This is a genomic window from Paenibacillus rhizoryzae, from assembly GCF_059686995.1.
Genome location: NZ_JCAALT010000003.1, coordinates 644,808 through 666,235, shown reverse-complemented (window position 1 = coordinate 666,235; position 21,428 = coordinate 644,808). Strand labels below are relative to the sequence as shown.

The window sequence follows — 21,428 nt, the reverse complement described above, 5'->3', positions numbered from 1 at the left end:
TTGTTTTGTCCACTATCAAAGTTCCTTCATAAGATCTTTCGGGCTAAGCAGTTTGCTATACTCGCTTTGCACATAGGTGTTGAACCAGAAAGCATGATACACGCGCATTCCTGCTTGTGATGCCCCTACCAATTCATTGGATCCTCCGTCGCCTACGAATACACATTCCGCTGGCTTCACATTTAACCGCTCACAAGCTAGCTCGTAGATTCTAGCATCCGGCTTGCTGCATTTTACATCAAAGGAGAACACATAATCATCGAAAAACGCCGCTATAGGCGAATCGGGCCAATAAGTCACCTCTTCTTCCGTGCAGTTGCTTATTAAGCCGATTTTGATTTGCTGCGCGCGAAGCTCAGTTAACAGTTTCATGATCTCATCTTGAATCGCATGGAAGGGGAGCTTCTTCTCTTCAATTCTTGATTGATAGAGATATCGAACAGAGTCTTCATTAATCTCCAAGTTTCTTGCCAGCGCGATGTCTCGAAGCACTTCCTCGTAGGAGGCGAAATGTCCATTCATGCGCTTCTCTTGGCGAAGGCTCCACTCTTTCTTAAAGTCTGCGTTCGAGATGCCCAGTAACGTGCCGTAATCATAGTTCCGATTCGATAGTCTCTTCCCCTGCTCAAATTCAGTGATTAACGTTTCAAACAAATCGAAAAATACAGCTTTAACCGTCATGTCGTCTCCTCCAAGCTATGATCGATCAACTTCTTGGAGATGCCCGGACAGCATCCCCGCTCGCCGAACAATAGCAATCCGTTCCTGTCTGCCTTCAATACTCTGGATCATCGCAATCGCAGTTGCAAAATTCATGATCACGCAGCCCGTCTTCTCGAACCCAACAGGCATATCGGCAATCGCTTCACCTCAGCTAAATTGGCTTCCAGCCTACCGCCGATGGTAGTCAGCACCTTCTCCTCACGATCCCAAACCATAATCAAATTGCCATTTTCCATAATGGGCACACAATGCAAACCGCCGATCGGGTAATCAGCACGAATCCTGAGGGTCTTATTCGTGCGAAATTTACCACTTATTAAATCTAACGAATCGTAGAGACGCTATTGAGGCGAAATGGGGTGAAAAAGAGCCTTTTTATACCGAATAAGACCTGTAGCGTTCGTTAGAATTTGGGAACCCTTCATTTTGTTGAAATAAGGCCTCTAGGATTCGTTAGCGTGAGTGACCATGTACACTGCCCCACGGTTAATACAATATTTCATACTGATCAATCGACTCTTCTTTGAACACGGCTTTCGCATGTTGGATCGCATCCATCAGACGTTGAATCGTGAAGCTGCTGATCGGCCTCGGCAGTGCTGCCACATCGAAAAAACCGTATTGATCAATTTCATTGTTATCTACGCGGATGCTGCCTACATAGTGATCAGCTTTAAAGGTGTAGATGTATCGGTTCTTATGCGGTTGAAAATAGAGCCCGGACAGTTCCATGTCGCGAACGCTAATATTGGCTTCTTCTTGCAGCTCCCGCTCAGCCGCATTCCATGCGGATTCTCCATCCTCAACCATGCCGCCGGGAATGGACCATTTCTTCTTGCCATACGTTTGACGAACCAGCAGCACCCTGTTCTGCTCATCGATGATGATGATTCCTGAAGCATCCTGACCTTTTAGCATGGAATCCCTCTTTTCGGGTTAGATAAGAATCGGGGTTTTAAAATCGTTACGATTGCCGAGCCACGCCGATAGAACTTCACGAGTCGGAGCTCCCATGATAAAATTTAAATCTTCCTTCGGGTGTAACTCATAGTCTAGAATTTCACTCAACGGAATCCATGCGATTCCTGTCTGATGTACGTCTGGCGCAGCCCCCATAGAGGCAACCTGACCTTCCCCAACTCTGCAAAGGAATGTAAAATCAAACTGGTGAATATCTGGTTCATGCTCTGGAAATGCCGAGTGTCGCTTAGCAATGAATTCATTAATAAAAAGCAGTTCTTCCGCATGGATATGTAAATTGACTTCCTCAAGAACTTCTCTTCGCAAAGTTTCTTGTATGGATTCGCCGTGTTCTTGCCCTCCACCGGGAAGGACATAAAACTCACCTTGAATCCCATCTCTAATCAGGACCAACAACCTTTGATCTTGAATGATTACTGCCCGCGCAGCAGTTCTAATGATATTTTTCATAAAATCCCCACTCACTCCCGCTCCGTCATCAGTCTCTCCAGCAACGCCCTCAATGTATTTCCGATTTCACCTTGCTTCCCATTGTTAATCTGGACGCCGCTTTCCAAATATCCGTTGAACTGATCAATCCAGCCGTCGTTTCCTGAAGTGCCGGCGTGCCTTGTCGTGATGACGAAGTGTTTGCCTGCTTGCTTCGTGCTCTCTGTCTCCGGCGCAGCCTTAAGCTCCATATAAATACGCCGAATCTCATCCGGATCGGTAACGACTACGGTTTTCCAGCCTTTATCAATATCCGCGATTTCCATCACCATTGATTTGGGGTAATTCCACCAGCTATATAATGTCACATGATCGCGATGAAACGTCACCGGATTGAATAAATACAGAGAGTGGATCAACAGGATGACTGCGAGAAGCGTCAATACAACAACCGCCGCGAGAATACGCTTCAAGCGTCTAGAACGCATGCCCGAACGCCTTCTCGAATAAGGATCGGGTATAGGATTCAAACTGTGGATTCGACTCATAGTAAACCCCGCCTATTCCATTGGGAGTAAACCCCATTGTTTTCTCATCCCCTTCAAACAAGCTGATGCCAAACACATAACCCGCTCGATCCTCTTGATTCCCGTCCGGTTTCAGCTTCAGATCCTTTACCTGGTTGAGCCACTGCGATATCGTTTCCTTATCTTCCACCGCAGCCCGTTCTCCGGAGGAACCGTTCAAGAGCTCGATTCTTGTTACCTTTGAAATATCCCCGGGATAAGCCTCCGCTAGGGTGATCGAACGTAATTTCCCGGAGCTTCCGCCCAAATGCATCTGACAGCCAGCCAAGAAGATAACCAAGAACAGCATCGTTATCCGTTTCATGTTGTAACCCCCGACTTTGGTAATTGGTTTCTATATTCTACCAACGTCACCATCTGCAATAAAGTTTCACTGCCCTGCAATCTCCTGCTACTCTACCAATATCGAGTCTTATTCACGCGCGACAAGACAGCGCAAATCAGATACAGCATGCAGCAAACACCAAACAAGACGAACATACTGGAAGAGAATAACATAAAAATGCTAAACGGAACACTCCAAAGAAACGCAACCAGCATGATGATGACCCTTGATTGCAATAATCCAATGCCAAATAAACAAGCAGGCAGAACTAACATTAGAAAGGATTGGGTGGGATCAACCTTGTTCATCCCCTCGAAGTAAGGGTCCTGCCACACTAAAACCATCCAAAGCACAGAGGTGAGGATGGATGCGGCATAACCGACGATTTCGATATGCGGGTTTGTAATTTTGCGCAGCACGTTGTTCCACCTCCAATAGGATCGCCCAGTTTATAATTCTATCCTAAACGAAAGCAACCCGCTTCGGACTTAATTAATTCTAAAATTTTACTTTTTTACAAGTCTAGCTACAATTAAGTATAAAAAAAAGCAACCCTCGATTGCTCGCAGGGATTGCTTTGTACTGCCAGTTCTTGCGCCGGTTAGCCCAGCACTTCATCCAGCTTGCCCGAGTAATAAAGAATAGCTCGCTTATAATCGCGGATGCCCGCATCCTCGCTCGTTTCGGCGAGTTCGCGCATCATGATTGCCATCGCACCTTCGTAATCCTTCAAGTTATACAGTACCATCGCATAGAAAACGTGAAGCTCCCGGCACTTCGGAAATTCGGAAATCCCCTGCTCGAAGCTCGCTTTGGCATCCGCATATTGTCCTAATACTCGAAACGTGCTGCCTAGTCCCAGGTATGCGCCTTGTCGGTCTTTGCCTGAGATTCCAAGCGCAAGCGCTTGCTGATAATAGGGTATAGCTTCACGTTCGAGCTCCAATACATCATGGGCCCATGCGCATTGATACCACACCTGCGGATCATCCGCGTCCTTCCCCACCAATTCAAGCAGAAGCAACCGTGCCTCTTCTAATTGCCCCGCCTCTCGCAGCGCAATGGCTTTATGCAAATCATTCATACCTTATGCCCCCTCGCTTGCCAATACCGAAATGAACCATATACCGTGAGCAGAAACAGGACATATACGCTTGCCACAAGCAGCAACGACCGCCAATCCCCCGAAATGTGATCCCCGATGAAAGCAAAAATCAGCATCGCCGGCATTTTGCCCAGTAAAGATGCTAAGGCATACGTCAAGAATGGAATCGCTGCTACGGAAGCATACAAATTAACCGCGGTTTGCGGCAAAATCGGCATCAGCCTGGCAAGCAGAATGGAACGGAACGGGTGCCGCTCCACCATCGCGGTCCACCGATCCGTCAGTTTATAGCGCTGAAGCAGCGCTCGACCTCGCTTACGAAGGGCGTACCGGAACAAGCCGTACATGAAGATTGCAGCAAGCCAAGCACCGGTTAAACTAAGCAGCGCACCCAACAAAGGTCCATACAGAAATCCCATCGTTCCGATCACGACGCTGAATGGGATGACCGGAATGCACGCAAGGCCGGTAACAAGCAGCATAATCAACGGAAACGGCGCTTCCCCGTCTTTCATCCAATGCAGCAGCTCGGTTTTGTTATACCAAACAATCGCAATAATCAAAACATAACAGACGATAATCAACCCGCGTTTCAACGCACGTACACCTGCTTTCTATTGGCGATTATCGCATAATCGATTTGATAGTTGCAACAAATGGTCACTCTGGCGGCATAAGCATACAAAAACACCCATAGAGTCAACGGCAGCTATGCCGCTTCTCTATAGGTGCTTTGACTAACCAAATGACTAAACCATTACAACGCTTTGCGCATATTCACATGCGGAATGTTGGCGTCAAGGAATGGCTCCGCCGATTCCGTCACATAGCCCAGCTTCTGATAGAAGCCTTCAGCTGTGCATTGTGCGCCTAATATGGAAGACGTATAGCCGCATTCGCGAGCATCCTGTTCCATCACGTCGATTAGCTTCTTGCCCACGCCGTGTCCACGGTAAGGCAGCAGAACCGCAATACGCTGCAGCTTCGCAACGCCCGGCTCATACTCTTTCCACCGTCCGGCGGCAATGGCTTTGCCATTATCCTTCACGACAAAATGGTGACAAGCTTCAGGCGAGACATCGTATTCATCCCGCTCCAAATCCGCCGGTACCTTCTGCTCATCCACAAACACTTCGAATCGCACGGCAATTGCTTCTTCTAACAAATCAGTCGTAGTAGCTCGCATATAATCCACGAATAAATACCTCTTTCACATTTATAAAGTATGAACCGGCGTGGCATCAGACCGAGTGCCTGGAACATCGTAGTAATCTGCCGCTTCTCCGCTCAAGAAAGGACTCAGCGTATTGCCCACAGCGAACAAATGCAGCTCATGCATCGCACGAGTACAAACGGTGTAAAACAACCGGCGATCGCTTTCCCTAACATATCCGGAAGAGGCGGCAGATGCATCATACACCAGAACCGCATCAAACTCCACCCCTTTGGCAAGGTACGATGGAATGATGACGATGCCCGGTTCGAAGGTCGCTGTTTCTTTCTCAATTAGCCTAACCGTACTGTCATGACGAAGCGCTTCGTAGGCAATTGCACTTTGTACGGCTGTTTTGCAAATAACGGCGATCGTTCGGTTGCCTCCTGCGACCAATTTCTCGATGCGGGCATGAAGAAGACGATGCAACTCTTCATAGTCGGCCGCAACTGTTAAAGTAGGCCGATTCCCGTCCCGATTGAAAGGTTGAATCTCGTTTCCGCCGGGAATGAGCTGGCTGGTGAATTCCACAATGGGGCGCGTTGACCGGTAGCTTTGCTTCAGCACCACCGTCTCCGTTTCTTCCTGCGGATATAAGGCAGCCAGCGCAGCAAAACCTGTACTCTCATCCGATGCCGTATGTGCGTTGATTGATTGATTGAGATCGCCAAGTGCGGTAACGCGGCTAAACGGAAACAACCGCTTCAAATAAGCGAATTGGAATGCCGTATAATCCTGCGCCTCATCCACGAGGATATGACGCACCGAAGTATTCGTTTGGAATCCACGAATTCGCTCGATTACATACAGGAACGGCGTTGCATCCTCATACGCCATGGTCCGATTGTGCAGCCGTGATGTCGTTTGCTGGCAAATTTCCGTCCATTCCTGCGGCAGCGAACTGGACAAACTCGCTGCGAATGTCGGATCGCTAAACAGCTTCACATACGCTGCCTTCAAATCGACAAAAGCAAGCTTGCGCACGCGAGCACGAATCGGCTTAAACTGCTCTTGCACGACATACTGACCCAGAAGCTCGCGCTCCCGATCGAAATCGTCGAACGTATCTTCTCTGTTTTTACGATTTTGCCTCTTCAAGCTTTGATGCGCCTTCAAATACGTATCCTTATCCAGCAGCTCAACCGCTTCATCTACCCACGCCTCTTCCAGCGCAACTGCCTGCCGCTCTCTCAGTAAACCGAGCAGCCATTCCGCAACAAGTCGAAGCCGGTTCGGAATCGCAATGGAGCCGTCAAGCGCATAGAAGTAGTCCCCGATCTGATCCGCCGAAACAAGCAGTTCATCACGAAAAGCAACATCGCGGAACTTCAGCCCTTTTTCGCTCAGCACACCTAAATACCGCTCAATCAACGCGACAAAATCAGTCGACGCTTTGTAGCGAATACCTGCCATCCTAGCCTGATAACCGGGTTCTTGCTCCGCCGTAAGGGCATACTCCAGCTGTGCATATGGATTTTCCAGCTTAAACGATTTCCCCATTCGAATGGCTAAGTATTCTTGGAACGTCGTTTGCTGCATATTTTCTTCGCCAAGCTCCGGCAATACCGTGGAAACGTAGCTGTTGAACATCGGATTCGGCGAGAACAGCACGATTTGATCGGCGCTCAGCGTTCCACGGAACCGGTAAAGCAGATAGGCTACGCGCTGCAACGCTGCTGATGTCTTGCCGCTTCCCGCCGCCCCTTGAACCAGCAGCAGTCGGCTTCGCTCATCACGGATAATCCGATTCTGCTCCCTCTGAATCGTGCCGACGATGCTCTTCATGGCTGCGTCAGACTGTTTGCCCAGTACCTCTTGCAGCAGTTCATCGCCGATTGTCACGCCTGTATCAAATAAGCTGCGGATTTCGCCATCCCTAATGACAAACTGCCGCTTTAGCTGCAGCTCCCCGTGAACCGTTCCCATTGGTGTCTCCACCTGAGCCGGACCTGGGGGATAGTCGTAATAGAGACTCGCAATCGGCGCACGCCAATCATAAATGAGATATTCCTCGTCCGCTGCATCACGAAGCGATGCAATGCCGAGGTAAACCTGATCTACATGACCCTCGCCATGCTCTTGAAAATCAATCCGTCCAAAATATGGCGACGACTTCAGCTTCCTCAGTGTCTTCAGCTGCAAGGCAGCTTGACGATGCGTCCGTTCACGCTCCGAGAGAACCTCCGCCTGTTGCTTCAAGCTTGCATAGGATTCCGCCATTTCGACCGAATCTTCGAAGTTGACCGTTACTTCATCCCAGAAGTTTTTGCGGATATCGACCATTTCTTCTCTTGTATCCGCCGTTTGTTGTTCCAGTGTTTCCATACGCTGCCCGATCTGATTGACGACCGAGACTACGCGCTCTTGCTCTAGCTTCCACACTATATCTTGACTCAACCTAAACCCATCCTCTCTTGAGATAAGATCGACTCGCCTATGAACCAGCATAGCCGCCGCGACTTCATCTCCAGCCTTTAGAGAAAGATACCTTGCACTTGCATCTGACACATCGCGCTTTCCCGAGACGCCGACCAAATAACACCAGCATCTCTTCTCATTCTTATTATAGAAGTAATAAGGTTTCGGCGACAGCCGTTTCTTCTTATATGTATACACAAGAACTCCCTTCACCACAAGTGCTGCCAAATCTGCACCTGCAGCGGAAGGAGTTCTTGTTCGTTATTTCCCTGCGCCTGCTGCTTGCTTGCCGAATACTTTGGCTTCCTTCTGCGCCTCTGCGATCGCCTTCTCTTTAATAGCCGGAGCCTGATCGGGGGTCGCGTTCATGCCTTCAACGAAGATGCCTTTGAAATCCGTAATGCCGAAGAACTGCATAATCATGCTCAAATGCCGATGGCCGCATTCGATATCAACTGCGGGACCTTCCGAATAGACGCCGCCGCGAGCCTGAATATGAATGGCGGATTTATCGGGCAGGAGTCCGACCGGACCTTGCGGCGTGTACTTGAACGTCTTGCCCGCTACGCAAATGGAGTCAATATAAGCCTTCATAATTGGCGGATAGGAGAAGTTCCACATTGGCGTTACGAACACGTATTTATCTGCACCGACAAACTGATCCGCCAGCTCATTGAGCCTTTGCACCTTCTGCTGCTCTTCGTTCGACAGGTCACCAAAGCTGCCGCCGCTCCTTAGTTTGCCCCATCCACTGAACACATCGGCATCGATATAGGGAATCTGTGTGTTGTACAAATCCAAATGGACGACCTCGTCCTGCGGGTGAGACTCTTTGTAGGAATCAATGAATGCTTTGCCGACAGCCATACTATACGAAGCCTGGTGATCATGAGGATGAGCGGTAATATACAGAAGCTTTGCCATAAGGTAGCGATCCCTGCCTCTTCGTTAGATTGACGAACACGCTGATTAGAGTGTACCGGCCAGGGACGAACGATGTATGGCGAAGCGCTGCCTGTAAGGAAGTCTTGTTGGAGACAATGTCAAAAAGTACGTGAGTATGATGCTCAGCTTCGCGTATGCGCTTCTGCTTCATCCACACGCGAAAGCATGAGTCCACTAATAAATAAAATGACCGATCCCAGATAAAACATGATATCGAGCGTAAATAAATCAATGAGGAAACCGCCGGCTATGACAGCGATTCCCGAGAAGATGGACACTCCGATATGATAACGCCCAATTTGTTCGCCTCGGCGTCCTTCCTCTGTCAGATCAGCCAGAAAAGCCTTCTCGCAAGTCCGCTGCATCGCACCGAATGCGCCCATCGCGATTTGCAGTGCGTAAACCTGCCAAATGCTTGATACGAGTGGGAAAAGAAGAAACAAAACCGCAGTCCCCCAAGCGCTTAACAGCAGAAATGGTTTACGGCCGTATTTGTCCGACGATTTACCGAACCACCAATTCAAATAAGCCGAACAGAGCGTAAATAAGCCATAAGCTATGCCATATTGCGTAAAATCTCCGCCGATTTCCTTGACAAAGATCAGATAGAACGGAAACACTATCCCCGAGCCGAACGTCATCATACTTTGCGACAGCATCATTAAACGCATCGTCTTCGTCATTTGGCATACCTCGCGTAGAACTCATTTTGGAAAAGCAGACCCGGGTCTGCCTGCCGTTTGGCTTCAAAGAACGCTTCCGTCTTCGGATACGCAGTTCGAAGCTGCTCGCCACCCGCAAACAGCTGATACGGCAAATAATACGTGCCACCGTTCTGAATCGCCAAATCGATTAGCCGCCGAGTTGATGCAGCAAGCTTCGCTACCTCACCCGATGAGCGTTTGTTATTGAAGAGCAGGACAAATGCGAAACTGTCGCGTTTCGCATAAGAGAGCGTGGACTCTTCATTCTGTGGTACATAACGGACCGTAATATTGAGCAAATTAAGCTTATCCTCGCGCATAATGGTCCTCATGCCATCGACAAACGGCTTAAATTGATCAAGCGGCACAAAATACTCCTGCAATAAGTCCGTCCGCTGTGTATCGGCGTATTCCATAAACTTGGCTGCCGGGCGCATTGCATTGTTCCGAGAAATTAGATCGCCGTCACTGAGCAGATAACCTTTCTTTTGCAGCTTCCAAACAAGCTCTTTGCCCCATTCCCATTTGCGCGACAAACCAAAAGCGAATTTCGTAATCCCTGCGCTTGCAAAATTCTCCTCTCGAAGCTCCCGCAGCTTAGCGGTCAAAGGCTCATCCGTCCGTTCATAGGTAGTGACAAACATATCGGTCAGGTAAGAGTCGGGCGACACTGACAATCGTGCAATTGCCATTGCAATTGAAGGCTGCTCCAGCACCTGTTTCTTGAAGAGATCCGGGAACGCCTCATAATGAACCGGCATCACATGCTGCTTGTAAACCTCATCCTCCGTAAGGGCCAGCGTCACGTCCAAGATGATACCGAACAATCCGTAGCGGCCAATCGCATTCGCAAACAGCTCCGGCTCTTCCGTTCGACTAACCTGTACAATATTACCCTCCGCATTCATCAGCCGAAACGATTGAACCGACTCGATAAAAGGACCTTCGCGGATATCTCGCCCATGGGCGTTAACGCTCATCGTACCGCCAACTGTGAACAGGTTTTGCGATTGCATGATCCGAAGCGAGAGGCCATGCGGATTCAGCGCCTCCTGTACCTGCTCCCAAGTCGCACCGCTTTGAACGGTTATTTCTTTGCGCTTCGCGTCAAGTCGGAGCACCTGATGATAGGGCTTCATATCCAGTACGATCGCGTTCTCTATGAAGGTTTGCCCGCCTTGGCTATGACTGGCCCCGGAAACAGAGATTGGCAGCCCTCTTCGTTTGGCTTCCTGAAGTGCCTCCTTAATATCTGCTGTTTCATGCACATGAACCGTCTTGAAGATACGAACCTCCATAAGCCGACTAACATCACTCGCATACTCGTTATCCTGAACATGTAACCGGATGATGACCGACAACGCCAGTATACAAACATAGAGCAAAATTGCCACAAGGATGAACGGCCGACTACTACGGAACTTCCGAATGGGCCAAGCAGGTTCGATATCGATCAAACCAGCACCTCCACTTGCTTCATAATCACTTGGATAAAATGCTGAGCGGCAGGCGGCGGCGTTTCCCCTTCCCTCGTATACAGAACGATTGGGTTGCGCAGATCTACGCCTTCCACTTCGATTCGGGCCAGCTCCCCGCGCGATACGGCACGACTTGCTTCAAGCGAAGATACGAACGATACGCCAAGTCCGGCCGCAGCGGCATGAAGCGATTCATGTACGCCGCTCACCTGCAAGGCCGCCTCCGGCAAACTTGTACCTTGAACGCGGCACAAAGAGAGCAGCCTCTCTCGCGCTGCACTGCCCGGTTCACGCATGATGAAGGGCTCTTCCATAAGGGTCGCAAAAGCCAGTCGCTTCCCTGCGTAACGATGATTCGCCGCTGCAACAAACCATAACTCATCCTCCAGCAGCAGCTTCCGATCTAGTCCCGGACGGGCTTCTCCCCCGCCGCCAATGACAGCGATATCCGCTTTATAGTGTTGAAGCGCCCCAAGCGCATCGCTTGCGTTCAGCGTCTGCATAGTGACATGAACGGCCGGACAAGCGGCTCGGAAGGAAACCAGTTGTTCAGGAAGCAGGAAGTTCGCTGGCAGAGAAGTGGCCGCAATCCGCAGCTCTCCCGCTTCACCGATCCGGTAAAGATCGAGATCGCGCGTGATTTCGTTCTGGAGCGCGAATAGTTTGGCCGCATGCTTGGCCACCCGCGCGCCCGCTTCGGTAAGCAAAATCCCTCTACCTTTGGGCGCGAGCAGAGTGAGTCCAAGCTCGGCTGCCATATTGCGCACATGTGCGGTAACCGCAGGTTGGCTGATACGAAGAATTTCAGCCGCCCTCGTAACGCTGCCTGAAGCAGCGACATGGTGAAAGACTATTAATCCGTACAGGTTCATCGTTCGTTGGAGCCTCCCTATTGAGACAGACAGCTAGTCTAAGTACGCTATATCATAACTTAAAATTATGATAACCATAAAACTCTATATTGGAATTATTAATCATTCCAATTTATTGTATGAAGTATAAAGCGGCTTAACAAGCGAACAAACATTAAAGAACGGTTAAAGGGAGGCAGGATGATGCAGGCAGCTTGTATTACATGTGAAGCCCAAGTGGCACTGGACCGTAAGCCGATGCAGTATCATTGTGGTGCATGCGGGGGATTACTGCGAATCGTTCATGACTTCAGTCAGGTTGATGCTGCGACGCTGAAGCGGGTATTCGATGAGCGGCGCGGGATGCGGAACTGTATCGCAGCTAGCGGAGTGTGGCGGTATAAGGAGCTTATTGCTCCTGAGCTGCCGGACGCAGCCATCGTGACCAGAAACGAAGGCAATACAGGGTTGTACGAACCTGCGGCGGTACGGGAGTTTGCCGGCGTTCGCCGCCTGCACTTGAAGGCGCAAAGCGAGAATCCGAGCGGCTCCTTCAAGGACAATGGCATGGCTGTCGCCGTGTCTCACGGCAAGTGGCTCGGCTATTCCACTTTCGCCTGCACCTCAACAGGGAACACTTCTTCGTCACTGTCCATGTACGCGGCTACAGCGGGTAAGCAGGCTATGATTCTAGTGCCGAGCAGCGAGGTGTCACCCAATAAAGTGCTGCAAACACTCGCCTATGGGGCAACTGTAAATACGTTCAGCGGCACCTACGACGATGGCATTCGGTGGTTAAGCAGTTACGCCGAGAAGCAAGGAATGTATGTGTGCAATTCTATTAATCCGCTGCGTATCGAAGGACAGAAAAGCATTATTTTCGAGCTCGCCCATGATCTCGATTGGCAGTTACCGGACTGGATCGTGCTTCCCGGAGGCGCGCTCAGCAATGCAGCTGCACTTGGACAAGGCTTGCATGATCTCTACACACTAGGATTTATTGATAGGCTGCCAAGAGTAGCCGTCATTCAGGCAGAAGGTGCAAGCCCCTTCCATCGCATGATTGAAGCCTCGCGTCGAACCCTCATACCCGAGCCGAAACCTTCAACTCGCGCGTCGGCGCTGAATATCGGCAATCCGCCAAGCTGGCTCAAGGCTTTGCGCATGCTCGATATGACGGATGGCGTAACCGCAGCTGTCAATGACGCAGAGATCATGGAGGCCAAAGCCTGTGTCGACCGAAGCGGCATCGGCTGCGAACCCGCTTCCGCCGCGTCGGTCGCGGGGCTGCGCAAGCTCGTTCGCGAAGGTATCATCGCACCGGAGGAATCAGCGGCATGCATCCTCACCGGCAGCATGCTCAAGGATACCGATGCTATCCGCGAATACCATATTGATGGCGAGCTGAGCGCTCCACACCTGCGAAACGTAATTCGAGCTGTAACACTTGGCCGCGACGGACTACTGGCGTAACACAAAAAGGCTGAGCGGGGAACATCCGCTCAGCCTTTAACCATCGCTTTATTTTGACCAATCCTGCTTATTCAGCTTGTAGGTATTAAATCGCTCTCCATCCAGTTCGATGATACTTTGGAAAGTAAACCCGCATTTATGGATGACTTTATTCGACGGTTCGTTGCGCAGCAGCGCTAGCGCATTGAGCACCTCAACATTGGAGTGCTCGAATAAGTAAGAGATTAACCCTTGTGCCGCTTGTGTGGTGTATCCCTTCCCCCGATGATCCCTTGATATGGCATACATGATCTCTCGGTTAGGAGCGGGCAGTTCATCCTTTAATCCCGTGCAGCACCAGCCAATGAGCTCTCCCGACTCTTTGTGAATCATGCCCAAACGAAGGCGCAATTCAGCGATGTCTCCACCTTCCGCTATGGCACGTAGAAAGGTTTTGTTCTCTGGTATTTCGTAGTTCATGAACCAATCTTCCCGTTGTTCTCTCGGCACGTTCCAGCCCGGCAGAAACTCATGGATCTCCGGCTGCCAGGTCAGAGAATGAAACGACTCCAGGTCTGCCGGGATAAATTCCCTTAGCACAACGTCTTCGCACTCAATCGTAAACACGTTCATTCTTACTCTCCCGCAGCTTTAATAATCAGCATTTGATTGGCATTTCGTTGGAACTCATAGTCTGTATCTTGAATCTCATAGCTCCAGCCCATCTCTTCGATGAAGCTAAGCATTTCGTCTACAAACGCAGACCGTTCACTGGTTTGATCAACAAGCGGAAATAAGCGGATTTCTCTCCTTGTTACCCTCATGAGCTCGGCAAGAGTCGCTTTGTGAAAGCTAAGGTCCAGCCGGTCCGCATACATAAATAAGAAATGCGCCGACAACGTGAGATCGAATTGTTGATCTGCAAACGGCAATTGAGGTAAGGTTGCAGCAACATACCGCTGCGGATTTGCAACCATATCGTTCGTGCAGTCGATTAACGCTTTCGATCTTGTAGCATGCAGCTCATCCGCGGATTCGAAATAATTCCATTTGTAATTTTGTTTCACCTTCTGAATATTCGCGATACCGTGTTCCAGATCTTGAAGTCCTTTCTCTCTAAGCAATTGGACGGGATGGTAATAGGCAATATCAGCCGCTGTAACATCTCCGCCAAGCTGATTAGCAATCGCAGTAAACGAGCACGCGCCGGACGGACAATCCAATATTTTATTATGGAGCAGGTCCTCCTTAGCCAGGTTGAAAATATCGCTGTATTCTTCAAACGTTCGTCCGATGAAAATAATACGATCCAGATCGAGTCCTACATTCGCGTTCGACATGATAGATCCTCTCGCTTTCTATTAACGTTTCCTCTGAATTTGATTCAATTTGTGGATGAGCCATCCCGTTAGGAAAGAGAGTTGAAGCGAGATGACGATTCCGATAACAATAATCATTTCTCCGTCTGAAGGTTGCATGATTGCAGCTAGTAGAAAGAACAGAAAGACAGTAATTACAACGGAAAGGAGAAAATAACCGAATGCATAGGATTTCATTTTACCAACCTCATTTGCTTATAAGATTCGCGATGGATTACTTCAGAATATAACCATTAAGAGACTCATCCAAGTAGACTCTCATCAGCTCATTCGAAAGCTTTACGGCTTCCTCCCTATTAGCAGCAGGTACCGCGATCATCTCGCCATCATAGGGACGCCAAGCCGCCTTCTGATTGGGGTCAAATACCATAATAGACGCCTTATTGAAGTCACTATTGATATACATGTAGCCATAATGGAAGAGCTGTGCAGTATGATTCGTAATATAGGGATACCAAATCAGTCCGTAACGTTCTTTGAAAAAAGAGATCTTCAGCTCTCGCTGATCCTCCGGAACAGGTATGTCTTCACCTTCAATGTCCATCGTTCCTTTAAACGTTCGGTTTCCCATCAGGCTGCGATACATTTTACCTCTTATATTAACGGCGACTGTTTTCTCCGATCCGATACCCGCTTCTCCTAATTGGTATTTGATCCCTTGTGCATGGATTTCTATTTTCCTAGGATAAAAGGTATAAGCGGTTAGAAGTACTGCAGCGAGTATGACCAGCACAACACAGGATCGCACAAACTTCTTCATTGTACCTTCCTTCTTGTTCATGTTCGTTTAGAATCTGGCAAGCGTTCGCCTGCCCCATAATTCTTGATCGTTTGCCCTAAGGTTTGATTGTTTTTCTCATCCCATACGGAGCTTATTTCGAACGTTCCCTGTTCAAAGAACAACGGAAATCTTCGCTTAAACCAACTCTGCATCGGCAGCTTCAACGCTTCTTCGATGTCCACCCACAGCAGTTCCCCTTCAGGCGGATGGCTGAGCAACTCTCCTTCATGCGAAGTAGCCAAGTAATTAAACACCATGTATCGTAAGCCTTGATTCGGTTCGCAAAACTCATCGAGCCCTTTATAGATGATGTCTTTCACGATCAATCCCGTCTCTTCTCTAACCTCTCGTATGGCCCCATCAACAACACTCTCCGGAAAATCAACCTTCCCCCCAGGAGCGATGTACCCCGGAAAGCCAAGTTTATCGGGCCTATTCATCAAGAGCACTTTCGTTCCGTTCTGCACCATACACATCGTATAGAGTTTGTGCGTGACAGTCGCTGACACCATGATTCACTCCAATTAATCCGGCCATTTGAGCCTCAGTAGTTGTATTGCATAATCACCAGCTGCACTTAGCTAGATGTTCACTCCCGCTAACGAATCCTACAAGCCTTATTTCATCAAACAGAGGGGGTTTAACATTCTAATAAATTCTACAGGTCTTATTTGGTGTCAAACGGTTCTTTTTCGCTGTATTTCCCCACAATAAGGCCGCTACGATTCGTTAGATTTGGATATTGACTAATTTCATGCAAATAAGACCCCAAGGATTCGTTAGAGCGAAGCTTCGGCAATAGCATGCCATCTTGCTGCCTCTAGCCTACCCATCTTATGAGATTGAATTTTATCCGAGCGATAAATGAATAGATTTTAGCCGGTATCTGTCCAACACTCGTTTTTTGTACAAAATGATGTAGTCTTTATCGATCTCAACCAATTTTGAAATGTCTATGGATACTGCTATCGTTCGTTCTCGACCCGCTAAATTAACTACTGTGATTTCATCTACACTTACTTTTATTACTTTCGCTTGCTCATAGGTAGAAGAGGTGTAAGAGTTCCAGAACTTAAATATAAGTACAGCTATAATAACAAGTAAGATGATTTTTTTAACGGATAAAATCACAGTAATCTCCTTTCCACAACATAACTACACCGAAATTCTCACGTCCGTGCTTACTCTACGGTTTCTCGAACTTATCTACGATTATCCATTTGCCATGATCAAGTCTAGCCTCAAGTTTCATCGGCACATTAGAAGAGCCATATCGCAGATTCGCTCTCTATACCGCCTAAATAAATCGACCTCAGCGAGCTCTTCACGCTGCTAAGCATCCAAACCTCGAAGACCACATACAGCACTAGAAATAATGAAACGATAACGAGCAACGTTTTCCAAAATGGTTTGTTCATTAGAGCTCCACCATCATCTGAAACGTAATCACCTTCTGCCCATCATCCATTTTGTTAATTCGCATCCCGATAGGCGTAAAACTCTGCTTGTGATAGAATGCTAATCCTCTGGTATTGGTGCTGGCGCATGACAATAATAATTGTTTCGCACCATATTCGGTTTTTGCTTTTATGGCTTGATCTTTTTCGGAATCGATGTCGTGACATACTCCGTGTCCTTGATCAGCTTTGCAATATAAAACACTTGCCCCAAATGCTCTGAGAAATGAGCTGCACAATGAATGAGGACGTCCAGGTGAGTTCTTTCCTTGTTCCTCACGATCTGGATCTTCTGCCAGTCTTCGTTAGTCAAACCTTTAACCGTTTCAATTGTAATCTGAAAGCATTCATGGATGATCTCGAGCAGCTCTTGTTTCGTTTTAAATAAGTCCTCAAATTCTTCGTCTCTGTTTCTAACGTTTTTCCCGTTATGAATGCCGCTCACGATTCTCTCGTTAATGTTGCCATGGATATGTACGATCAAGTTCGCAATACTATTGCTTGTTTCATTCGGTCGCCAATTGACTTCCTCATCATTCAGCTGTTAGAGAACGGACCGCATCCTTCGCTCGATTTCTTCGAATTTGCTTATCAGAATGCTTTTTATTTCTTCCATCGTACGCACCTACAATCCGATAGTTTGCATTAGCATCAAAACGTTAGGAATGAAGTTTAGTTCAGGTCCTTCTTGTAGTAATAATGTTTACTGCCTTCCGGAGCATTCTCGATAATTCCAATTATCTGATATCCGTATTTCTTATAGAATTCAGGGGCTTGGAAACTGAATGTATTCAGCTTAATGAACGTACAGTCCTTCGCTCTTGCAATCTGCTCTGCTTCCTCCAGTAGCTTCTTACCGAACCCTTGCCCTTTGTTATCGTCACGGACCCACAAAATATCAATTTCCATCCAGTTCCAACAGACCGCACTGTTAAGCCCCGCAATAATCTCGCCCTTAGCATCCTTCACGCATAAATTCACTTCTTCATAGCGGCCGTTTGGCACATGTTTCGCATTGAACGCGATTAACTGGTTTCTCACATAAGCTGCATCATCCGTTGAGCCTATTTGTATCTGAGAAGGAGTGTTGGCCGAGCTCCCTTCTTCGTGATTATCCCGATTAGAGGACGAGAACGTCTGAATCGGACCATTCCAGTCCGCTTCCTTGATTTCCTCATAAGCTCCGTTTGTGTAGCTGTCTATGGTTTTCCTCCAAAAAGCTTTTGCAGGTACATTCGCTTCGATTTGAGCCACTTTCCACGAACCCTGGAAGCGATTAAAGAGCTCGTATGCAGCAGATTGTCCGACTTTCAGTCGTCTATAATTTTTCAGCACAAAAAATTCAGCCATCCAATAAATCTTCTCATGCCTATCATTGATGCCGAGCTCTCTCACAAGTGCAAAGCCTGCCAGCTTGTCATCCACTTTGATGAAGAAAGGGAATCTCCCCTCTTCCGTCCAATAATGATTGAAGTATTTATACTCATACAACCCTTGAGGATTGAGATCATCTTCCGGAAAAAACTCGCTAAAATCGTATCGGTACAGCTCCACTATATTACGCAGAATGGATTTCTGCTCGTATTCAACCTTTTGAATTGCGATTATCATGCGCGTCTACTCTCCTTATATTGTCTGTTCAAACTCCATTTCCCGAGATTAATGAATGATTCCCTCATCTATATAAGTGACTTCGTTTCCGTCAACCAGCTTCATAAATGCGTTATTGTAAAATGGCAGCAAAGCATCCACTTACTCGATCTCGCAGCCTGCTAAATCTCAACGATATAGTAACCAAAAGCATTTATAATTTTAGTATTTTTATATTGATGAATTCTTTCATTTCTTCCATAGTTTAAATGTTGATGACCGTGAAGGAATAATTTCGGATGATATTGATTCATAAATGAAAGGAAGCACTCAAACCCTCTGTGACACAGATCATCACCGTCACCGATTTTGTAAGCCGGCGCGTGAGTAACCAGAATATCAACGCCTTTAGTCCACCATAGCTTTGCCTTCAGCTTCGAAATTCTCCATTTCATTTGCCTCTCCGAGTACTGAAATTCACCTGGACTGTAACGATAACTGCCGCCAAGCCCCAGTATGCGCACTCCCTTACAAGTAACGATCCGATCTTCAATATTTTCGCACCCTTCAGGTGGGGACTGCTTGTAGGTGGAATCGTGATTACCGTGAACATAAAATAATGGCGCGTGAATCATACTGACGAGAAAAGACAAATAGTCCGCTTTTAGATCCCCGCATGAAATGATGATGCTAATGTCTTGAAACCGCTTGGGATCAAAATGATCCCAGATATAGTTGGACTCTTCATCGGAGACAACCAAGATCCTCATCCTATCTCCTCCGGCCAGATCTATTATTCAATCGCGTAAGTTTTCTCCCAGTATATCAGCTATAGGAAAAACTGGAAATAAAAAAGGCTGCAGCCGTCCTTCAAGACGTTGCAACCTTTCCATGTTCCCATCACTAGTGTTATTTAACCGCTGTATCCGGCAGCAATACCGTAATGGTAGTCCCGCTTCCGGGTTTGCTGTTCGCGGTGACCGTCCCGCCGTGCATCTCGACGATACGCTTCACTATGGATAAACCAAGTCCGCTCCCGCCCCCCATACGGCTGCGCGCTTTATCCGCCTTGAAGAACCGCTCGAAGATATGAGGCAGATCCTCTTCAGAGATTCCCACTCCGTTATCCGATATACAGACGCTAGCTCCGCCGCTTGTCCTCTTGACTTCAACTGAAATACTACCGCCCTCCGGCGTGAACTTCATGCTGTTCGCGAGCACGTTGGTCCACACCTGCGACAATAGTTCTTCATCTCCGTTGTAAGTGACATCTTCGTCCAAATTCACATCCATGAGCAAATCTTTTTCCGTCCAAATCGGCTCGCAGGCAAGAATGGCAGAACGCAGCTGCTGATCAAGCCGGAAGGGCTTCACTCGCATTGGCTGCTGATCGGCTTCCAATGTAGTAAGCTTCAGCAAGTTATCGCTCAACCTGGAGAGGCGCACACTCTCCGTTTCAATGATGCCGGCGTAGTGCTGACGCTGTTCTTCTTCTAAATTCGTTTGCTGCAACACGCGCGCGAAGCCCCGAATAGATGTCAGCGGGGATTGGATTTCATGCGACACATTCGAGATAAACGTTTGCCGCATCTGCTCCATCTGACTCAGCTCCGCTGCCATATCATTAATGCTATGGGCTAGCTCACTGAATTCACCGCGCATTTGCTTCGGCAATTCAATCGTGACGGAGAAATCGCCTTTCGACATGCGGCGAATTGCCGAGATATAGATATTGAATCCTTCCCGGTGCCTCCATGGCCGGCCAATGACGAACAAGACAATAAACAAGAGAAGAAAGCCGAGGAACACGGTAAACACCTGCTCCAAGAATCCGGCATAAATGCTTGGTACGATCCGTTCGGCGAACAGGGCATAGCGCTTTCCGCCGATATCAACAGGCATCCCCACTAACGCGAGACCTTTACCGACCAAATTACCCCGCTCCACATCTTCGACGCTTCCGCCGCCAAGCACTTTAGCCGTATGCTCTTGCTCAACCGCCGTTGCGACTTCTTTGCCGCCATCACGCAATTCTCCGACACGCTGCTCGCGACCAGCGGCATCGATCACTATAAACCGATAACCCTTGCTATTCGAAAGCGACTTCAAGCCGCCGATCCACTCCGATACATTTTCTCGATTAGCAAGCGTAATTGTGATCAGATCTACCTCATGAAGCAGCGCCGATGTAACCGCGGAGTGATTCCGCTTTTCTTTCGTATAAGAAACGATGGTGTAAGCAGCCGTATAGCTCGTATAAATTGCGAGATTCATGAGCAGAACGCCTGCTAAACCAAAGAGAAACCTCTTCCATTTCGGCATCCCTATACCTCCAGCCGATAGCCAAGGCCACGAATAGTCTGAATGCGAAAACGGCTCTGTTCCTCAGGAAACTTCTCGCGAAGACGCTTAATATGAACATCCACCGTCCGCTCATCGCCTTCGTAATCGTAACCCCAGAGCTGTTCGATCAACTGCTCGCGGGAGAAGGTTTTGCCCGGGTAGCTCGCTAATTTGAACAACAGTTCAAATTCCTTCATTGGCAGAGTCATCGTCGAATCTTCAACCGTCACCGAATAGGTTGACCGATTCAATGCAACGCCGCCGGCTTGCACCGTTTGCGAGGTCGCAATGCGATAACGCTTCAGGAGCGCCTTCACCCGAGCCACCAGCTCAAGCGGCTCGAACGGTTTAACGAGATAGTCGTCTGCACCAAGCTCGAACCCTTTTACCTTCTGGCTGGTCTCTCCTTTTGCCGTTAGCATAAGGACAGGCAGCTCCATTCCGTCGCGAATCTCCTTACACAGCTCCCAGCCATCCATGTTCGGCATCATCACATCCAGAATGACTAGTTGAACCTGCGTAGATTCAAGAACCGCCAGCGCTTCCCTCCCGTCGCCGGCTTCCACAAGCTCAAAGCCTTCCGCAGCAAGCAGCAGCGCTATCAGTTCACGAATATGGGGATCGTCATCTACAATAAGCAGTTTGGTCATGGTGATCATCTCCGGTC

28 protein-coding genes and 1 pseudogene are annotated in these 21,428 nt (G+C 48.4%); 1 reads left to right on the top strand and 28 read right to left on the bottom strand.

Translation table 11 applies throughout. The features are described from left to right. Positions 1-15: 15 nt before the first annotated feature. The 16 genes from AC6ESO_RS12120 to AC6ESO_RS12045 all read right to left on the bottom strand — a co-directional run bounded on the left by AC6ESO_RS12120 (position 16) and on the right by AC6ESO_RS12045 (position 11,780). Positions 16-681: an HAD family hydrolase gene (locus tag AC6ESO_RS12120; protein WP_497091513.1), complete on the bottom strand. Its 666-nt coding sequence runs from the start codon at positions 679-681 to the stop codon at positions 16-18. Between the two features lie 15 nt (positions 682-696). After that, on the bottom strand, positions 697-822 hold the full coding sequence (locus AC6ESO_RS12115) for a hypothetical protein (RefSeq protein WP_497091512.1): 126 nt from the start codon (positions 820-822) through the stop codon (positions 697-699). Next, the gene (locus tag AC6ESO_RS12110) at positions 819-968 is read right to left on the bottom strand and encodes a hypothetical protein (RefSeq protein ID WP_497091511.1); all 150 of its coding nucleotides are present in this window, start codon (positions 966-968) and stop codon (positions 819-821) included. The genes AC6ESO_RS12115 and AC6ESO_RS12110 overlap by 4 nt, the downstream gene beginning before the upstream one ends. 241 nt (positions 969-1,209) lie before the next feature. Continuing rightward, positions 1,210-1,641 carry an NUDIX domain-containing protein gene (locus AC6ESO_RS12105; protein WP_497091510.1) on the bottom strand — a complete coding sequence of 144 codons (432 nt, stop codon included), beginning with the start codon at positions 1,639-1,641 and terminating at the stop codon, positions 1,210-1,212. A gap of 18 nt (positions 1,642-1,659) precedes the next feature. After that, the gene (locus AC6ESO_RS12100) at positions 1,660-2,154 is read right to left on the bottom strand and encodes an NUDIX domain-containing protein (protein ID WP_497091509.1); all 495 of its coding nucleotides are present in this window, start codon (positions 2,152-2,154) and stop codon (positions 1,660-1,662) included. 11 nt (positions 2,155-2,165) lie between these two features. Next, on the bottom strand, positions 2,166-2,621 hold the full coding sequence (locus AC6ESO_RS12095) for a hypothetical protein (RefSeq protein ID WP_497091508.1): 456 nt from the start codon (positions 2,619-2,621) through the stop codon (positions 2,166-2,168). Beyond that, positions 2,611-3,024, bottom strand: a complete 414-nt coding sequence (locus tag AC6ESO_RS12090) for a hypothetical protein (RefSeq protein WP_497091507.1) — start codon at positions 3,022-3,024, stop codon at positions 2,611-2,613. The genes AC6ESO_RS12095 and AC6ESO_RS12090 overlap by 11 nt, the downstream gene beginning before the upstream one ends. A gap of 92 nt (positions 3,025-3,116) precedes the next feature. Continuing rightward, positions 3,117-3,464: a hypothetical protein gene (locus AC6ESO_RS12085; protein ID WP_497091506.1), complete on the bottom strand. Its 348-nt coding sequence runs from the start codon at positions 3,462-3,464 to the stop codon at positions 3,117-3,119. A 182-nt stretch (positions 3,465-3,646) separates the two neighbouring features. After that, a complete protein-coding gene (locus tag AC6ESO_RS12080) occupies positions 3,647-4,129 on the bottom strand; it encodes a tetratricopeptide repeat protein (protein WP_497091505.1) in 483 nt (160 codons plus the stop codon). Continuing rightward, a complete protein-coding gene (locus tag AC6ESO_RS12075; RefSeq protein WP_497091504.1) occupies positions 4,126-4,746 on the bottom strand; it encodes a TVP38/TMEM64 family protein in 621 nt (206 codons plus the stop codon). Before AC6ESO_RS12075 ends, AC6ESO_RS12080 begins: the two co-directional genes overlap by 4 nt. Before the next feature lie 161 nt (positions 4,747-4,907). Continuing rightward, positions 4,908-5,336 carry a GNAT family N-acetyltransferase gene (locus AC6ESO_RS12070; protein WP_497091644.1) on the bottom strand — a complete coding sequence of 143 codons (429 nt, stop codon included), beginning with the start codon at positions 5,334-5,336 and terminating at the stop codon, positions 4,908-4,910. A 30-nt stretch (positions 5,337-5,366) separates the two neighbouring features. Further along, on the bottom strand, positions 5,367-7,760 hold the full coding sequence (gene helD, locus AC6ESO_RS12065; protein ID WP_497091503.1) for an RNA polymerase recycling motor HelD: 2,394 nt from the start codon (positions 7,758-7,760) through the stop codon (positions 5,367-5,369). A gap of 282 nt (positions 7,761-8,042) precedes the next feature. Continuing rightward, positions 8,043-8,705, bottom strand: a complete 663-nt coding sequence (locus AC6ESO_RS12060) for an FMN-dependent NADH-azoreductase (protein ID WP_497091502.1) — start codon at positions 8,703-8,705, stop codon at positions 8,043-8,045. Between the two features lie 143 nt (positions 8,706-8,848). Further along, positions 8,849-9,409, bottom strand: a complete 561-nt coding sequence (locus AC6ESO_RS12055) for an MFS transporter (RefSeq protein WP_497091501.1) — start codon at positions 9,407-9,409, stop codon at positions 8,849-8,851. Next, a complete protein-coding gene (locus tag AC6ESO_RS12050) occupies positions 9,406-10,887 on the bottom strand; it encodes an FAD-binding oxidoreductase (RefSeq protein ID WP_497091500.1) in 1,482 nt (493 codons plus the stop codon). The genes AC6ESO_RS12055 and AC6ESO_RS12050 overlap by 4 nt, the downstream gene beginning before the upstream one ends. Next, positions 10,884-11,780, bottom strand: coding sequence for a LysR substrate-binding domain-containing protein (locus tag AC6ESO_RS12045; RefSeq protein ID WP_497091499.1), 897 nt, complete (start codon positions 11,778-11,780; stop codon positions 10,884-10,886). The genes AC6ESO_RS12050 and AC6ESO_RS12045 overlap by 4 nt, the downstream gene beginning before the upstream one ends. Before the next feature lie 183 nt (positions 11,781-11,963). On the opposite strand from AC6ESO_RS12045, the gene thrC reads away from it, so the two are divergent. Further along, positions 11,964-13,232: a threonine synthase gene (gene thrC, locus AC6ESO_RS12040; protein WP_497091643.1), complete on the top strand. Its 1,269-nt coding sequence runs from the start codon at positions 11,964-11,966 to the stop codon at positions 13,230-13,232. A 48-nt stretch (positions 13,233-13,280) separates the two neighbouring features. Here the strand turns inward: thrC and AC6ESO_RS12035 are convergent, their stop codons facing one another. The 12 genes and pseudogenes from AC6ESO_RS12035 to AC6ESO_RS11980 form a co-directional block, all read right to left on the bottom strand. Continuing rightward, positions 13,281-13,844: a GNAT family N-acetyltransferase gene (locus tag AC6ESO_RS12035; RefSeq protein WP_497091498.1), complete on the bottom strand. Its 564-nt coding sequence runs from the start codon at positions 13,842-13,844 to the stop codon at positions 13,281-13,283. Positions 13,845-13,846: 2 nt separating this feature from the next. Next, positions 13,847-14,551, bottom strand: a complete 705-nt coding sequence (locus AC6ESO_RS12030) for a methyltransferase domain-containing protein (RefSeq protein ID WP_497091497.1) — start codon at positions 14,549-14,551, stop codon at positions 13,847-13,849. A gap of 21 nt (positions 14,552-14,572) precedes the next feature. Then, on the bottom strand, positions 14,573-14,767 hold the full coding sequence (locus AC6ESO_RS12025) for a hypothetical protein (protein WP_497091496.1): 195 nt from the start codon (positions 14,765-14,767) through the stop codon (positions 14,573-14,575). Positions 14,768-14,804: 37 nt separating this feature from the next. Then, a complete protein-coding gene (locus AC6ESO_RS12020) occupies positions 14,805-15,350 on the bottom strand; it encodes a hypothetical protein (RefSeq protein ID WP_497091495.1) in 546 nt (181 codons plus the stop codon). A gap of 17 nt (positions 15,351-15,367) precedes the next feature. Continuing rightward, positions 15,368-15,883: an 8-oxo-dGTP diphosphatase gene (locus AC6ESO_RS12015; protein ID WP_497091494.1), complete on the bottom strand. Its 516-nt coding sequence runs from the start codon at positions 15,881-15,883 to the stop codon at positions 15,368-15,370. A 747-nt stretch (positions 15,884-16,630) separates the two neighbouring features. Then, positions 16,631-16,789, bottom strand: coding sequence for a hypothetical protein (locus AC6ESO_RS12010; RefSeq protein WP_497091493.1), 159 nt, complete (start codon positions 16,787-16,789; stop codon positions 16,631-16,633). 169 nt (positions 16,790-16,958) lie between these two features. Then, positions 16,959-17,369, bottom strand: a complete 411-nt coding sequence (locus tag AC6ESO_RS12005) for a DUF1572 family protein (RefSeq protein WP_497091642.1) — start codon at positions 17,367-17,369, stop codon at positions 16,959-16,961. Between the two features lie 131 nt (positions 17,370-17,500). Then, positions 17,501-17,902, bottom strand: a complete 402-nt coding sequence (locus tag AC6ESO_RS12000) for a GNAT family N-acetyltransferase (RefSeq protein ID WP_497091641.1) — start codon at positions 17,900-17,902, stop codon at positions 17,501-17,503. A 144-nt stretch (positions 17,903-18,046) separates the two neighbouring features. Then, positions 18,047-18,439: pseudogene (locus tag AC6ESO_RS11995) on the bottom strand (GNAT family N-acetyltransferase); the annotation flags it as partial. 161 nt (positions 18,440-18,600) lie between these two features. Next, positions 18,601-19,188 (bottom strand): metallophosphoesterase family protein, encoded by a 588-nt coding sequence (locus AC6ESO_RS11990; RefSeq protein ID WP_497091492.1) that lies wholly within the window; start codon positions 19,186-19,188, stop codon positions 18,601-18,603. Between the two features lie 139 nt (positions 19,189-19,327). After that, entirely contained in the window at positions 19,328-20,740 is a 1,413-nt protein-coding gene (locus AC6ESO_RS11985; protein ID WP_497091491.1) for a sensor histidine kinase, read from the bottom strand. A 2-nt stretch (positions 20,741-20,742) separates the two neighbouring features. After that, the gene (locus tag AC6ESO_RS11980) at positions 20,743-21,411 is read right to left on the bottom strand and encodes a response regulator transcription factor (protein ID WP_497091490.1); all 669 of its coding nucleotides are present in this window, start codon (positions 21,409-21,411) and stop codon (positions 20,743-20,745) included. Between the last annotated feature and the right edge of the window lie 17 nt (positions 21,412-21,428).

Excerpts from the sequence above, each read along its gene's own strand:
- AC6ESO_RS11980 (WP_497091490.1), bottom strand. The coding sequence starts at position 21,411 with ATGACCAAACTGCTTATTGTAGATGACGATCCCCATATTCGTGAACTG.
- AC6ESO_RS12045 (WP_497091499.1), bottom strand. The coding sequence starts at position 11,780 with ATGAACCTGTACGGATTAATAGTCTTTCACCATGTCGCTGCTTCAGGC.
- AC6ESO_RS12080 (WP_497091505.1), bottom strand. The coding sequence starts at position 4,129 with ATGAATGATTTGCATAAAGCCATTGCGCTGCGAGAGGCGGGGCAATTA.
- AC6ESO_RS12090 (WP_497091507.1), bottom strand. The coding sequence starts at position 3,024 with ATGAAACGGATAACGATGCTGTTCTTGGTTATCTTCTTGGCTGGCTGT.
- AC6ESO_RS12055 (WP_497091501.1), bottom strand. The coding sequence starts at position 9,409 with ATGACGAAGACGATGCGTTTAATGATGCTGTCGCAAAGTATGATGACG.
- AC6ESO_RS12105 (WP_497091510.1), bottom strand. The coding sequence starts at position 1,641 with ATGCTAAAAGGTCAGGATGCTTCAGGAATCATCATCATCGATGAGCAG.
- AC6ESO_RS12025 (WP_497091496.1), bottom strand. The coding sequence starts at position 14,767 with ATGAAATCCTATGCATTCGGTTATTTTCTCCTTTCCGTTGTAATTACT.
- AC6ESO_RS12020 (WP_497091495.1), bottom strand. The coding sequence starts at position 15,350 with ATGAAGAAGTTTGTGCGATCCTGTGTTGTGCTGGTCATACTCGCTGCA.
- AC6ESO_RS12030 (WP_497091497.1), bottom strand. The coding sequence starts at position 14,551 with ATGTCGAACGCGAATGTAGGACTCGATCTGGATCGTATTATTTTCATC.
- AC6ESO_RS12100 (WP_497091509.1), bottom strand. The coding sequence starts at position 2,154 with ATGAAAAATATCATTAGAACTGCTGCGCGGGCAGTAATCATTCAAGAT.
- AC6ESO_RS12060 (WP_497091502.1), bottom strand. The coding sequence starts at position 8,705 with ATGGCAAAGCTTCTGTATATTACCGCTCATCCTCATGATCACCAGGCT.
- AC6ESO_RS11985 (WP_497091491.1), bottom strand. The coding sequence starts at position 20,740 with ATGCCGAAATGGAAGAGGTTTCTCTTTGGTTTAGCAGGCGTTCTGCTC.
- AC6ESO_RS12095 (WP_497091508.1), bottom strand. The coding sequence starts at position 2,621 with ATGCGTTCTAGACGCTTGAAGCGTATTCTCGCGGCGGTTGTTGTATTG.
- AC6ESO_RS12070 (WP_497091644.1), bottom strand. The coding sequence starts at position 5,336 with ATGCGAGCTACTACGACTGATTTGTTAGAAGAAGCAATTGCCGTGCGA.
- AC6ESO_RS12015 (WP_497091494.1), bottom strand. The coding sequence starts at position 15,883 with ATGGTGTCAGCGACTGTCACGCACAAACTCTATACGATGTGTATGGTG.
- AC6ESO_RS11990 (WP_497091492.1), bottom strand. The coding sequence starts at position 19,188 with ATGAGGATCTTGGTTGTCTCCGATGAAGAGTCCAACTATATCTGGGAT.
- AC6ESO_RS12010 (WP_497091493.1), bottom strand. The coding sequence starts at position 16,789 with ATGAACAAACCATTTTGGAAAACGTTGCTCGTTATCGTTTCATTATTT.
- thrC (WP_497091643.1), top strand. The coding sequence starts at position 11,964 with ATGCAGGCAGCTTGTATTACATGTGAAGCCCAAGTGGCACTGGACCGT.
- AC6ESO_RS12035 (WP_497091498.1), bottom strand. The coding sequence starts at position 13,844 with ATGAACGTGTTTACGATTGAGTGCGAAGACGTTGTGCTAAGGGAATTT.
- AC6ESO_RS12120 (WP_497091513.1), bottom strand. The coding sequence starts at position 681 with ATGACGGTTAAAGCTGTATTTTTCGATTTGTTTGAAACGTTAATCACT.